Here is a 13,925-nt window from a genome sequence, read left to right as displayed (position 1 = left end):
GCGCATCCTTCGCGTCGAACCGGGTCGTGCCTGGTCAACGGTATCGGACGCCGGACGGCGAGCCGAAATCGCGTCAGGCCGCCCCGGCGCGCAGTTTGGCGGCGCGTTCGCGCGGGTCGTAGTCGGGGCCGACGCCCTCGATGAGCAGCAGGTCGCCGTGGATGTGATCGGCGCGCAGCGGCAGGATCTCCTGATATGCGGGCGAGTGGTACCACTCCCGCGCCTCGGTCATCCCGGGGAACTCGATCAGCACCATGCTGCCTGGCCAGTTGCCTTCCACGACCTCGGCAGGGGACCCGTGGATGACGAAGCGGCCGCCGAACGGGTCCAAGGTGGCCTGGATGCGCTCCAGGTATTCGAGGATGTCGGGATGCGGCCTGCGACTGCGGAGATGGGCGAAGCCATAGGCGGACATGGCGTGTGGTTCCTTCGTTCGATGACGCCGGAGATGGCGTCGAACCGACGGTAGGTCCGCCTCGCGCGGGGTGGCAATTACCTCCGGGGTAAGCACGAGGGCCCCGAAACGACCGCGGCCGCCGGTCCCGGGAGGAGGTGGGGCCGGCGGCGCGGGTGGCGCAGATCAGCTAGCGGCGGCGCTCCTGCTCGCCGCGCCGGTCGGGCATCTCGGACCGATTGCCCCGACGGCCTTCCATGTCAGCGCCCTCGCGGATGTCCTGCTCTTGGCGCTGTTGCTGCTGCTGCCTCGGCATCTGCTTCGGCATTTTCTTAGGCGTTTTCTTCGACTTTTCAGTCATCTCCACTCGGTCCTTTCCGGGGGATTGATATTCGCCTAACGAACACACGATAGCGAGCGGGAATGGCCTGTGGAAGAGGAAATGAAAAATATGGCTCCGAGCGGCTCGGTTGTTGTGTTTGCGCTGGTAAGAGCGCTTTTGAACCCTGTATTCAGTAATGAATCCAGTTCAGTTCGACTTTTTCTTCCGACCAGGTCGAGGCGGGGTGGACCGGATGAAAACGGCGGTCATGCGTTCGTTTTATTTGCCTCGTGGATCGCTTCGCCGACGTATATCGCATTCGACTCCGCTGCCGCGAAGGAGTGCGCGTGCGGGTTCCCGTGGCAACGAAACCCGCTGCACCGCAGAGACTTCGGATCGACGTCGGCCGAGCATCGGCGCACCCCCGTATTCCGCGCCCACTCGATCTCGCTGAAGCCAAGGCCCGCAACCAGTTTCGTTCGGTCCACGACGCACCCGCGGGCCGAAGGGTTCAGCGCAGCGGCAGGAATTCGACGATCGCGCCGTCCCCGGCATCGGGCGGGACGACCACCAGGCCGTCGCGGTCGATCAGGCCGCCCAGATGTGCCGTCCGGACGACCGGGTCGCCGATCCATCCGCCTTCCTCGGCGGCGCGAGCCGGAACGATGCGCGTCACCTGTCCGGCGATCTCGGCGGCGTTGTGCAGCGGCCCGCGCAGCGGGCGGGCGGGGAGCGCGCCGGTGCGGCCCTCGACGATCGCGGGTGCCAGCGCCATGAGCGTCGCGACGGCGGCGAACGGGTTGCCCGGCAGGCCGAGCACCGTGGTGCCGGAGGTGAGCCGGGCGACGACGGTGGAACCGCCCGGCCGCAGCCGCAGCCGCGGCACCACGATCTCGGCTCCGGCGCGGGTCAGGGCGGCACGGAGCTGGTCGGCCGCCCCGCCGCCGGTCGCGCCGACGATCACCAGCAGGTCGCGATCCGGCGCGACGGTCATGACCTCGTCGAATCCGTGCGGAGTATCACGCAGGTGCACCCGATCGGTGGTGCGAATGCCATACCTGGCCAGCAGTTCCGGCAGGATCGGGCCGATCGAATCGCGGGTCTGCCCTGCCTGCAGCGGACCTTCGCTGCGGATCTCGTCACCGGTCATGACGACGTGCGCGCGGACCGGGCCGCGCACCGGCGCGGCGGTGACCTCGACGCTCGCGGCCGCGGAGACCAGCGCCGCGGTGACCGGTGCACCCTCCGGTGCGACCGGATCACCGGCCGCCCGGTCCTCGCCGCGGCGGCGGATGTCGTCGCGCGTCGGGGTGTCCGGCAGGCGGTACAGCGTTTCGTCGGCGACGTGCACGAACTCGTCGCGCAGCACGCCCGTGGTGCCGTCGGGGACGTGCGCGCCCGTGGCGATGCGCACCGCCTCGCCCGGCAGCAGCCCCACCGGACGCCGTCCGCCCGCGAAGCCGACGTCGCGACGCAGGCGCCACGGCCCGTCGCCCGCCACGGCGTAACCGTCCATCGCCGAGACGTCGAAGCGAGGCAGCGGCCCGGCGGCCGTCAATGGGCCCGCGAGCGCGGCCCCGATCACCGATGACAGGTCGGCTTCGTACGCGGTAAGCCGGGAAAGTTCGGTGCGCAGCAGGTTTCGCGCCTCGCCGAGCTCGAGTGGCGGTTGCTGTCGTGGCGCGTCCACCGCCGCTCTGGCCTGTCGCACCTCCTCCTCGGTGTCGCAGTCGCCGACGCCGGAGAGCGGGATGATCCCGGCGGCTGCGGGCACCAGCGCCTTCATCGGCTGATTGATCAGCGCGTCGAGCTCGTCCAGCGCGGCCGCAAGCGCGGAACGCCGCCACACCCCGATCAGGTATTGCGGGCGACCCGACTCGTCGGCCGCGAACACCGCGTCCGCTCCCGATTCGGTGGCGTGCCGGATGAGTTCGGCGATCGCCGACGGCGACAGGAACGGAAGGTCGGCGGCAAGGACCACGACCAGCGGGGCGGCGGAGCCGAGGGCCCGCAGCCCCGTGTCGATCGCCGCCACCGGCCCCGATCCGGGCGGCACCTCGCGAACCTGCGTGATCTCCGGCGCCAACTCCGGGCGGTGCGGTCCGACCACCACCGTCCGCGCGCACGAGGCGACGGCGGCGAGCGCCACTTCGAGCATGGAACGGCCGCCGATGACGATGGCCGGTTTGTCCACGCCGCCCATCCGGCTGGCCCGGCCGCCCGCGAGCACGATCGCGTCGGCGGCCGTCACACGCCACGACCCGGAGTCAGGTACACCATGGCGGCCATGCTAATTCGTCACCATGGGGAAGCCGGGGAGCGGACGGCGTCGATCAGGCGTTCGACCAGAAGCGGGCCGGCGGCAGCAGCCGGAACTCGTTGAGCTCCGGGTCGGCGAGCACGAGGTCCGTTTCCCGGTCGGGGGCCGGGGCGCTGCGGTCGATGGAGGTGGCGCCCGCCGCGTGCAGCCGGGCCACCTCGGCGTCCCGGTCGTCGGCCGGGAACGAGGTGAGATCCAGGCGCAGTCTGGTCCGGCCCGACCCCGCGTCGGGCGTGCGCACGAACTCCAGCCAGGAGCCGAGTCCGGTCGGTGCGCGTAGTCCGGCCAGCCGCTCGCCGCGCCGCATGGACGGCCAGCCGGTGGCGGCCGACCAGAATTCGGCCAGGCGCTGCGGATCGCGCGTGTCGACCACGACCGCCGCGACGGCCCCGGTGTCCACGTACTCCTCCCTCGGTTCGAGCACGCAGAACTCGTTGCCCTCCGGATCGGCGAGCACCGCCCACGGCACCGCGCCCTGCCCGATGTTGATCGAGCGCGCGCCCAAGGCCAGCGCCCGGTCCACCTGGGTGCGCTGGTGGTCCAGCGAGCGGGTGGCCAGATCGAGGTGCAAGCGATTCTTGCCGACCTTGGCCCGCATCGCGGGCAGGAAGGTGAGCGCCAGGTCGCCGCCGTCGGCGTCGGGAGCCGCCACGTTCACCTCGTCGGGGCGGTCGAGGGTGACACTCCAGCCCAGCAGTTCGGCCCAGAAATTCGCGACCGAACGCGGCCGGTCGGCGTCGAACACGACACATGCCAGGCGGGTGGGCATGGATCAACGGTACTGGCCGCCATTCCGGCACGGAGGAATTTCGGAAAGCGGCGCTCAGTCGCCGGGGAGATCGGGCAGCGGGAAGCGTGCGGCGCGCAGGTCGACGCGTCCGTCCCGGATCGGCACGCCCTCTTCGGCCAGCAGACGCAGCTGGCGATGAGCCAGGTGGGCGGCGGGGCGGCCGCTCGCGCCGAGCACCCGGTGCCAGGGCAGATCGGCCGAGTCGGTGCGCATGATCCAGCCCACTGTGCGCGGCGTCGACAAACCGGCGGCCGCCGCGATGTCGCCGTAGGTGACCACCCGGCCGGGCGGAACCGCCGCCACCAGCGCGCGCACCTGCTCGATCTGGGCGTCGGTGGTCGGCATCGGCTCAGAGCACCGAGCGCACGAGTTCGCCGGTCTGGGCCGGATACGCCTGGGCGACCATGTGATCGCAGTTCCATTCGAGCACGGTCAGGCCCGCGCCCATGTGCTCGGTGAGCGCCGCGCGGAATTCCGGCGTGACGAACGGCGGGTGCACCTTCATCGCCTGCACCAGCACGGTCGGCAGGTCGGCGGGCGGAAGCACCCAGTGGCGGGCCAGCTGGCCCCAGTAGGAGTTGATCGCGGGCAGGCTCATCCGCCAGCCGAAGCGCCCGTCGGCGGTGGGCATCAGGTGTTCGTCGAGTTCGGCTTCCAGCAATCGCGGCTCCACATCGCCCCAGCCGGTGTCGAGTTTGTCCTGGCGCGCGTGGTCGACGCTGTCGTAGTCGGCCGAGACCAGAGTGGACAGCGCGATCTCGTTGAGCCATTCCGGCTCCAGCGCGATCGCCGGATCGAGCAGCACCAGTTTGCGCACCAGTTCGGGATGCCGATGGGCCAGGTGCAGCGCGCACGCGCCGCCGAAGGAGTGCGCGACAACCACGACCGGGCCGTCCGCCTCGGCGGTGACCAACTCGACCAGGTCCTCGACGATGGTCTCGAAGTTCCACGGCGGCAGCGAGGTCGAGCGTCCGTGCCCGCGCAGATCCGGTGCGAGCACCCGTACGTCGGGCAGATGCCGGGTCGCCAGGTCTTCCCAGCGTTTGCCGTGACCGGTCACACCGTGCAGGGCGAGCACCACCGGTCCCGTCGTCGGACCGAACCGGTGGACATTCAGAGCAGACACCGGTCCATTCTGACCTGCGCCGTGATCGGCCGCAGCGCCGGTCGGGCGGAGGCGTGTACCGGCGTGTCGGTCGTGTCTGTTGCAATAGCCCGCGTGGTGCGATCGGATGGCGCGGTGCGACTGGTTCGCCGGAACGTGGTGGCGCCCCGGCCGCGAGACTGGGGCGCCGACGTCCGCGCGCTGCTGGACGCCGCGGCCGAGGCCGGTCCCGCGCGCCCGGGATGGCGGCCCTGGCAGGTGCTCGGCGGCCCGGGCACGGGTAAGACCGCCCTGCTGGTCGACCTCGCCGCCGGGCGCATCGCGGCCGGAGCCGACCCGGAATCGGTGCTGGTACTGACCCATTCGAAACAAGCCGCGGGCGCTGTACGAGACGCCATCACCACGCGGCTGAGCGGCCCTGGCCCCGGCGCGGAGGGCGGTGTGCCCGGCGCCACACGAGAACCCTTGGTGCGCACCCTGCACTCGTACGCCTTCTCCGTGCTGCGCAGGCACGCGATGGCGCACGGCAACCCGCCGCCGCGTCTGCTGACCGGAGCCGAACAGGACGCCGTGGTGCGCGAGATGCTGCGCGGCGATCTGGCGGACATGGCCGAGGGCGCGCACGGATTGTGGCCGGAGCGACTGCGGCCCGCGCTCGCGCTCGGCGGGTTCGCCGAACAGTTGCGCGATCTCATGCTCCGGGCCACCGAACGCGGCATCGGGCCGGAGGACCTGGTGCGCCTCGGCCGCGAGCACGCCAAGCCCGAATGGGTGGCGGCGGGCAGGTTCGCCCTCCGCTACGAGCAGACGATGCTGCTGCGCTGGTCGGTGGGCGTCGATGCGCCGGAGGCGACCGCGCCCGCGCTGGACGCCGCCGAACTCGTCGGCGCGGCGCTGGACGCCCTGGCCGCCGACCCGAATCTGCTTGCCGCCGAACGCGCCAGGATCCGATACCTGCTGGTCGACGACGCGCAGCACCTGGACCCGCAGGCGGCGATCCTGGTGCGGGCGATCGGGCACAGTGCCAGGACCACGGTGGTCGCGGGCGATCCCGACCAAGCCGTGTTCGCCTTCCGCGGCGCCGACGCGCGATTCGTCGCCGAACTCGACGTGCCACCCGAGCGGCGAGTCGTGTTGCGCGACAACCATCGGTTCAGCGGTCAGGTGGAGCTGGCGGTCGCCCGGATCGCGGCACGCCTGCCGGGTAGTGCGCCGCAGCGCATCCCCGTGCCGGAAGACACCGGCCCACGGGAGGACGGCACCGAGGTGCGCGTGCGCGTGCTGGCCACGCCGGCGAAAGAGGCCGCGCTCATCGCCGACCACTTGCGCCGCGCGCATCTCACCGGTGGGGTGCCGTGGTCGCGGATGGCGGTGATCGTCCGTTCGGTGCCGCTGTCGCTGGCGCCGCTGCGCCGCGCCCTCCTCGCCGCGGGCGTGCCGGTGCGGCAGCCCGCGCTGGACACGCCGCTGGCGCGCAGGCGCGGCGCGGCCTGGATGCTGCTCTCGCTGCGCGCGGTCCTGGCGGGGGAGCAGGCGCAACGGGGCGCGGAACCGGCGTTCGAGCCGGAGGACGCCCTCGACCTGCTGTCCGGGCCGCTGGGCGGCGCGGACCAGATCGCCTTGCGCCGGCTGCGCCGCGGCATCCGGCGCGCGGTGCTGGAATCGGTGCGCGCCGGGGCGAAAACATCGGACGCGGGCGACGATTCGCCGCCCGACCGCGACTCGGACATCGACCGCCCCTCCGCACTGATGTTGCGCGATCTGCTGATCGGGACCGGCGATCCGGCCATCATGGACCGGCTCACCGAGGTCGAGGCCGCGCCGCTGCGCCGGGTGCTGGACGCGCTGCGCCGGGCGCGCAAGGCACGCGGGCGCGGCGCGGGCCTGGAGGACGTGCTGTGGGCGCTGTGGACCGGTTCTCGGCTGGAACGGCGCTGGGTGGCGCAGTCCGAGCGCGGCGGCGCGGTCGGCATGCAGGCCGATCGCGATCTGGACGCCGCGGTCGCGTTGTTCGACGCGGCCGCCGCCTATGTCGACCGGTTGCCGCGCGCGAGCATCGAAGGGTTCGTCGAATACCTGACGCAGCAGGAGATTCCGCAGGACGCGGCGCCTCGTACACTGCCGGGCGAAGCGGTGGCGCTGCTGAGCGCGCACGCCGCCGCGGGGCGGGAATGGGATGTGGTCGCCGTCGCCGCCGTCCAGGAAGGGATCTGGCCCGATCCGCGCACCCGCGGCACCCTCTTGCACACCGAGGACCTGGTCGATCTCACCGCCGGGGTGTCCGATGCCGGGGAGCGGGTGAGTCGTGCGGCGCCGATCCTCGCCGAGGAGCGCAGGTTGCTGCTCGTCGCGTGCAGCCGGGCCCGGCGGTCGCTGCTGGTCACCGCCGTGGAATCGGTCGCGGGCGAACGCGATCTGGTGCCGTCGCGCTTTCTCGCCGAACTGCTCGGACACGACGACGACGGCGAGCCCGGCGCGCTCCCGGTGGCCGACCCAGGCCGCGCCCTCGTGATGCACTCGCTGGTCGCCGAATTGCGCGGCGTGGTCTGCGATCCGGAGGCCGACCCGGAACGCAGGCGCCGCGCCGCGCACCAGCTCGCCCGGCTGGCCGACGCGGGCGTCCGGGGAACCCACCCCGACGACTGGTACGGCACCACCGAACTCAGCTCGCGGCGACCGCTGTGGACCGAGGACGACGGCGCGGTCGCGCTGTCGCCCTCCACCGTCGAACTGCTGCGCACCTGCCCGCTGCGCTGGGCGCTGGAACGCAACGGCGGCACCGACGGCGACAACCCGCACGCCGTCAAGGGCAATCTGGTGCACACGCTCGTGCAGGCGCTGGCGGGCAAAGTGCCAGAGGAACAGGTGCGCGCCGCGTTGGATCGCGCCTGGCGGGCGGTGGATCCGGGGACCGGCTGGCATTCCCGGCAGGAATTGCGCCGCACCGAGGCGATGCTGGAGACCTTCTCGGCCTGGGTACGCAACACTCGCGGCGAACTCACCCAGGCCGGGGTCGAGGTGCCGGTGGACTGCGTGCTGCCCGCGCGCACGGAAGACGAACGCGCCGTACAGATCCGGGGCCGCGTCGACCGGCTGGAGCGAGACGCGCAAGGCCGTTTCGTCATCGTCGACGTGAAGACCGGCAAGTCGCCGGTCACCAAGCAGGCCGCCGTCGATCACGCGCAGCTGGCGACTTACCAGGTAGCGGCCGCCGCGGGCGCTCTCGACGCACCGGAGGAATCCGGTTCGGCCGAGCCGGAACCCGCGACCGGCTCGGCGGGCGAACCCGGCGGGGCGCGATTGGTGTACGTCGCCAAGCCGAGCAAGGCTGAGGGCGCCACTCAGCGCATGCAGCCTCCGCTGGACGCCGAGGCGCTCGAGCACTGGCGCGACACGATCCACCAGGCCGCGTCGTCCACTCAGGGCCCCAGCTACCTCGCCATGCGCAACGACGGATGCCGCCACTGCGCGGTCGCGGGCAGCTGCCCCGTGCAGGACAGCGGGAGGCAGGTGACCGACGAGTGAGCGCGCTATCGGTCCCGCCGCGGCCGGTCGCCGGGGCGCCGCCGTGACGGGCGGGGTGACGCCGCACCAACTGGCGCAGGCGCTCGGCCTGCCGCCGCCGACCGACGAACAGGCCGCCGTGATCGCGGCGCCACCGGGCCCCACCCTCGTGGTCGCCGGCGCGGGCGCGGGCAAGACCGAGACGATGGCCGCCCGGGTGGTGTGGATGGTCGCCAACGGGCTCGTGCTGCCGGACGAAGTGCTCGGGCTGACCTTCACACGCAAAGCCGCCCAACAGCTGACCGCCCGGATCCGGACCAGGCTGGCCCGGCTCGCCGGTGCGCCGCTGCTGCGCGAACTGGACCCGAGCGGCCGCCTGCGCGCCCAGCTGACCGGCGCGGAACCGGAGATCAGCACCTACCACTCGTACGCGGGCAGGTTGCTCACCGAACACGGCCTGCTGCTGCCGGTGGAACCGTCGGCGACCCTGCTGACCGCGACCCAGCTCTGGCAGCTCGCCCACCAGGTGGTGCACACCTGGGACGGCGATCTGGAGACCGATCGCACCCCGGTGTCGGTCACCGAGGCGGTGCTCGCGCTGTCCGGGCAGCTGGCGGAGCACCTGGTCGAGCCGGAAGAACTGGCAGAGGCGCACACCGAACTGGCGAAGCTGGTGTACACGCTGCCCCCGGGCCCGCGGCAGCGGGGCGGGCCGAGCCAGACCCTGCTGAACATCGTGCAAGTGCAGCGGGAACGGGTAGCGCTGCTACCGCTGGTGCACGAGCTCACCGAGGCATTGCGCCGACGGGGCGCACTGGACTTCGGCGCGCAGATGTCCCTCGCCGCACGGTTGGCGGCCGAGCACCCCGAGGTCGCCGCCGCCGAACGCGCCCGTTTCCGCTTGGTCCTGCTCGACGAGTACCAGGACACCGGCCACGCCCAGCGGGTCCTGCTCGCCGCCTTGTTCGGCGGCGCGCCGGAGGAGCGGACACCGCAGCCAGCGACCCCGCCCGACATTCCTCCGGACGATCGTCGCGGCGACGATGCTTCGTCACCCGCGGGCGTTCACACAGTCGCGCAGAGGGCGGCGCTGCCCGGGGCGCGGGAGAGCGTCGTGGCAGGTTCGGACACACTGCCGGAAACCGGGTCCGCGTCGTCATCGACCACCGACGCGCTTCCCGCTGCCCCCGCGCAGGGCACGCGGTCGCCGGGCGTCGACGCGAACGACGTCGAAGGACAACCGCGGTTCGCCGGCGCACACGACCCGCGCGCCGTGGCGAGGCGTGCGGACCAACGTTCGCGCCGACACGAAACGCAGCGCCTAGCCGTGACCGCCGTCGGCGACCCGATGCAATCCATCTACGGCTGGCGTGGCGCTTCGGCGGCGAACCTGCCCCGGTTCGCCACCGACTTCCCCAGCGCGCCGGGCTTGCCCGCCCCGACGTTGTCCTTGCTGACCAGCTGGCGTAATCCGCCGGAAGCGCTGGCACTGGCGAATCTGGTCGCGGAACCGTTGCGGCGCAAGGCGACCGAGAGCGGCGGGGTGACGGTCGATGCCTTGCGCGCCAAGCCCGACGCCGGACCGGGTGTGGTGGCGCTGGCGCTGACCGACACCGTCGCCGACGAACGGGAGTGGGTGGCCGGGCGAATCGCCGCGGAGTGGGCTGCCCGGCACGCGGCCCAACAGCAGCCGCCTACGTCCGCCGTACTGGTGCGCCGCAATGCCGACGCCGCGCCGCTCGCGGAAGCCCTTCGCGCACAAGGTCTTCCCGTGGAGATCGTCGGACTCGGCGGCTTGCTCGCCACGCCGGAGGTCGCCGACGTCGTCGCCACCCTGCGGCTGATCGCCGAACCGGGCGCGGGCAGCGCCGCCATGCGTGTGCTGACCGGCGCGCGCTGGCGCGTCGGAGTCGCCGACATCGCCGCGCTCGCTCGCCGCGCCAGGGACCTGTCCATCCGGCGTCCCGGATCGGAGGGGCACACCGAGATCGCCGACGGCGCCGCGCTGGACGAGGCGCTGCGCGAAGTGGCGCCGGAACCCGCCGAACAGGCCGGGCTGGCCGACGCGATCGCCGATCCCGGTCCGCCCGAGCGGTATTCACCCGCCGGGTTCGCCCGCATCGAGGCGCTGGGACGGGAACTGGCCGCGTTGCGCGAACGCAGCGGTCAGCCGTTGGCGGAACTGGTCGCCGATGTCGAGCGCACCATCGGCGTCGGTGTGGAGACCCAGACCCGGCGAGCCATGGCGGGCACCGGGGCCGGACGCGAGCATCTGGACGCGTTCGCCGAGGTGGTGGCCGGGTACGCCGCGGACACCGGCGCCTCGCTCGGCGGACTGCTCGCGTTCCTCGCCGCCGCGGAGGAGGTCGAGAACGGGCTGGAGCCGGGCGAGGTCGAGGTCGCCAAGGACCGGGTGCAGGTGCTGACCGTGCACGCGGCGAAAGGCCTGGAATGGGAGATCGTCGCGGTCCCGCACGTGGTGGAGGGCGTGTTCCCGTCCAAAGTCGGTTCCGGCACGTGGCTGGGCGCGCTCGCCGAGTTGCCCACGTCGCTGCGGGGTGACCGCAGGCAGGACGACGCGGCCGAGGGCGTGCCGGTGCTCGAGCTCACCGACTTGTACGACCGCGCGGACCTCGACCGCGCGATCAAGGCGCACAAGGAGGCGCTGGAGCGCCGCCGGATCGATGAGGAACGGCGCCTGTTCTACGTCGCGCTCACCAGAACCGAACGGGTGCTGCTGGTTTCGGCCCACTACTGGGCGGAGACCGGCAGCACTCCGAAAGGCCCCTCGGATTTCCTGCTGGAGTTGAAGCGCGCGCACCAGGACCCCGGCAGCCCGGCCTGCGACGTCTTGGCGATCGACCGCTGGGACGACCCGCCCGCCGCCGACGCCGTCAACCCGTTCACCGACAACCCCGCGACCGCCGAGTGGCCGCGCGACCCCCTCGGCGCCCGCCGCGAGCCCATCGAACAAGGCGCGGCACTGGTCCGCGCTGCCCTGGCGAATTTGCGCGCCCGTCCCGCCGCCACCGGGCACCACGGCTCGGAGCCGCACGGCGCTGCTGGTTCGATCCGCAGAACCAGGTCTGCCCGTGCCGAGATGCCGTCCGCGCCGGACGTCGACGAGCCGGGTTTCGCGGACCGACCGGGCGACTACGGGCCGGGTGACGAGCCGAGTCTCACCGGCGATTCGGCTTCTCGCCTGCCCGGTGATGAGCTGGAGTTCGAGCATGAGCCGGGCGACTACGGGCCGGGTGACGAGCCGAGTCTCACCGGCGATTCGGCTTCTCGCCTGCCCGGTGATGAGCCGGAGTTCGAGCATGAGCCGGGCGACTACGGGCCCGGCGATGAGCCGAGTCTCACCGGCGATTCGGCTTACTATTCGCCCGGCGATGAGTCGGATTCGCGGATGAATCGACCTACTCCCCGGCCCGCTGACAAGCCGGGGTTCGCGGATGAGTCGGGCTACTACCGGCCCGGTGACGGGCCGGGTTCGCGGATGAGTCGGCCTAATCCTCGTCCCGCTGATGAGCCGGGGTTCGCGGATGAACCGGCCTACTATCCACCCGACGACGAATACCCGCCCGACGATTTCGCGGGGAACTTCGAGGTCGGTTCCATCGAATACGCCGATCCCTACGCGGATATCGAGCCCTATTTCGGTTCGGCGCCGGACCCGGTGGAGGAGTATCTGTTCGCCGCGACCGGCTTCGCTCCGCCCCCGCCGGAGGACCTGTACCGCCCGCACGACGTCCGCCTTGCGCCGGATCCCGCCGATCCGGAAGGCTGGGCCGCCGACGTCGACGCCTTGCTCGCCGAACACCACGCGGCCGCGGCCGCCGACGAAGAGGTGGAACTACCCGGCCAGATCGCGGCGACCGCCCTGGTCGAGCTGCGGGCCGACCCGGCGAAGCTCGCCGCTCGCCTGCGTCGTCCGTTGCCCTACCCGCCGAATCCACTGGCCCGCCGGGGTACCGCGTTCCACGCCTGGGTGCAGCGGTGGTTCGGCTCCACCCGCCTGCTCGGTCTGGACGAACTGCCGGGCGCGGCCGACGGCGGCGCGGCCGACGCAGGGCTGGACGCCGAGCTGAGCGCGATGCAGGAGGCGTTCCTGAACTCGCGCTGGGCCGATCGCAGTCCGATCGAAGTCGAGATCCCGTTCGAGACATCGATCGCGGGCACCGTGATCCGCGGCCGGATGGACGCGGTATTCGCCGAACCCGGCGGCGGCTGGATCGTGGTCGACTGGAAGACCGGCGCCGAGCCGAGCGCCGCCGAGGAACCGGCGGTCGCCATGCAGCTGGCGGTTTATCGCCTGGCCTGGGCGCGGTTGATGGCCGCCCGCGAGGGACGGCCCGAGCACGAGATGCTGCCCCGGATCGGCGCCGCATTCCACTACGTGCGCACCGGCCGCACCATCGCGCCCCCGAACCTGGCCGGTCCGGACGAACTGGCCGAGCTGATCAGGAACGCCGCGCCCGCCGGCTCACCGCCAGCGACTGAGTGACGAGCGGGATCTGCAGCGGCAGCCGCAGCGCCGAGCCGATCTTCACCAGCCGCGGCGCCTTCTCGCTGGCGAGCATGTCCGCGGCGAACTGTACGTTGGCCGGGAACACCGCGATGAACAGCAGCGCCGCCAGCCGTCCGCCGAAGCCGCGGGTGCGCGGGACCGCGAGGGCGGCGGCGACACCGATCTCGGCCGCGCCGGAGGCGTAGGTGTAGTCGCGGGCGCGTCCTGGCAGGAAGCGCGGCACGATCGAATCGAAGGGCTTCGGCCGGACGAAATGCAGCACCCCGGAGCCGAACAGCAGGGCGGCCAGGGCCAGCGCGGGCCGCCGCCCACCGTCGGACACGGACGTCAGCGTATTTTCTGCCATGCAGGCACCCTTACATCCGCGCCGCCGCGCGTCGACCCCGGGTCACTTGGATGCGGACCCGGCGGTCCGCACCCCCGAACCGCCGCCCCTGCCTCTGGCGCGTCCTTCGCCCTCACCGAGATCGAGCAAGCGTGATCGGCGCGGACGCCGGGCAAAGCGCCGCGAACCCCACCGCGCGACTGCGGAGCCGACACAGCCCGGCTCGCACCGAGCCACCGCCCACGCCGCGCTTGCCTGCGGTGGTCCGCTCGACAGTCTGCCGCTGCGGCCCGTGAACCGAGCCGGGCTCGAATGCGGGTCGGGTGAAACGACACCGATCGTGTGGGCGTCCGCGGCCGAGCTGGCGTCGGTTGGGCCGGCGACGAAGGAGACGGGGCGTGGTGTCCGCGACGAAGGAGCAAGGGGGGCAGCGCGGCCGATTCTGTAGCCGACCACTACGAACCGCGTACACCTGATGGCGAGCTTCGATGCCGACGTGCCCAGCGCACCCCCACCACGTCTTTCGAGCGAAGCGAGACCGAGCATGCGCCGTTCGCGGCCCGGCTCGCGTGTGCGCGGCCGCCGCGTAGGCGACGAAGCACCAAGCGGCGGCCGCGCACAGGCGAGCCACAAG

9 protein-coding genes are annotated in these 13,925 nt (G+C 72.3%); 2 read left to right on the top strand and 7 right to left on the bottom strand.

The features are described from left to right. Nucleotides 1-73: 73 nt before the first annotated feature. The 6 genes from ACIA5H_RS24165 to ACIA5H_RS24140 all read right to left on the bottom strand — a co-directional run bounded on the left by ACIA5H_RS24165 (nt 74) and on the right by ACIA5H_RS24140 (nt 4,952). Entirely contained in the window at nt 74-415 is a 342-nt protein-coding gene (locus tag ACIA5H_RS24165; protein WP_397077403.1) for a DUF1330 domain-containing protein, read from the bottom strand. A 169-nt stretch (nt 416-584) separates the two neighbouring features. Next, the gene (locus tag ACIA5H_RS24160) at nt 585-755 is read right to left on the bottom strand and encodes a hypothetical protein (RefSeq protein WP_356960775.1); all 171 of its coding nucleotides are present in this window, start codon (nt 753-755) and stop codon (nt 585-587) included. Nucleotides 756-1,227: 472 nt separating this feature from the next. Further along, the gene (locus ACIA5H_RS24155) at nt 1,228-2,967 is read right to left on the bottom strand and encodes an NTP transferase domain-containing protein (RefSeq protein WP_397077402.1); all 1,740 of its coding nucleotides are present in this window, start codon (nt 2,965-2,967) and stop codon (nt 1,228-1,230) included. Between the two features lie 82 nt (nt 2,968-3,049). Next, nucleotides 3,050-3,805: a VOC family protein gene (locus tag ACIA5H_RS24150; protein ID WP_379256110.1), complete on the bottom strand. Its 756-nt coding sequence runs from the start codon at nt 3,803-3,805 to the stop codon at nt 3,050-3,052. Between the two features lie 54 nt (nt 3,806-3,859). Then, entirely contained in the window at nt 3,860-4,171 is a 312-nt protein-coding gene (locus tag ACIA5H_RS24145) for an MGMT family protein (RefSeq protein WP_355079720.1), read from the bottom strand. Between the two features lie 4 nt (nt 4,172-4,175). Then, nucleotides 4,176-4,952 carry an alpha/beta hydrolase gene (locus tag ACIA5H_RS24140; RefSeq protein WP_379256112.1) on the bottom strand — a complete coding sequence of 259 codons (777 nt, stop codon included), beginning with the start codon at nt 4,950-4,952 and terminating at the stop codon, nt 4,176-4,178. A 72-nt stretch (nt 4,953-5,024) separates the two neighbouring features. Between ACIA5H_RS24140 and ACIA5H_RS24135 the strand changes: the two genes are divergently transcribed. Together ACIA5H_RS24135 and ACIA5H_RS24130 are read left to right on the top strand one after the other, a co-directional pair. Next, nucleotides 5,025-8,456: an ATP-dependent helicase gene (locus ACIA5H_RS24135; protein WP_397077401.1), complete on the top strand. Its 3,432-nt coding sequence runs from the start codon at nt 5,025-5,027 to the stop codon at nt 8,454-8,456. 43 nt (nt 8,457-8,499) lie between these two features. Beyond that, nucleotides 8,500-12,942, top strand: a complete 4,443-nt coding sequence (locus ACIA5H_RS24130; protein ID WP_397077400.1) for a UvrD-helicase domain-containing protein — start codon at nt 8,500-8,502, stop codon at nt 12,940-12,942. Here ACIA5H_RS24130 and ACIA5H_RS24125 read toward each other — a convergent pair. Beyond that, nucleotides 12,899-13,312, bottom strand: a complete 414-nt coding sequence (locus tag ACIA5H_RS24125) for a hypothetical protein (protein WP_355079710.1) — start codon at nt 13,310-13,312, stop codon at nt 12,899-12,901. The two genes, ACIA5H_RS24130 and ACIA5H_RS24125, sit on opposite strands and share 44 nt — an antisense overlap. Nucleotides 13,313-13,925 lie beyond the last annotated feature (613 nt).

The sequence above is a fragment of the Nocardia sp. NPDC051900 genome (genome assembly GCF_044452545.1).
In the GTDB taxonomy this organism is placed as follows: Bacteria; Actinomycetota; Actinomycetes; order Mycobacteriales; family Mycobacteriaceae; genus Nocardia; species Nocardia sichangensis.
Note: the sequence above shows the minus strand (reverse complement) of the source record. Positions and strands in the feature narration are given on the sequence as shown.

Excerpts from the sequence above, each read along its gene's own strand:
- ACIA5H_RS24165 (WP_397077403.1), bottom strand. The coding sequence starts at position 415 with ATGTCCGCCTATGGCTTCGCCCATCTCCGCAGTCGCAGGCCGCATCCC.
- ACIA5H_RS24160 (WP_356960775.1), bottom strand. The coding sequence starts at position 755 with ATGACTGAAAAGTCGAAGAAAACGCCTAAGAAAATGCCGAAGCAGATG.
- ACIA5H_RS24150 (WP_379256110.1), bottom strand. The coding sequence starts at position 3,805 with ATGCCCACCCGCCTGGCATGTGTCGTGTTCGACGCCGACCGGCCGCGT.
- ACIA5H_RS24145 (WP_355079720.1), bottom strand. The coding sequence starts at position 4,171 with ATGCCGACCACCGACGCCCAGATCGAGCAGGTGCGCGCGCTGGTGGCG.
- ACIA5H_RS24125 (WP_355079710.1), bottom strand. The coding sequence starts at position 13,312 with ATGGCAGAAAATACGCTGACGTCCGTGTCCGACGGTGGGCGGCGGCCC.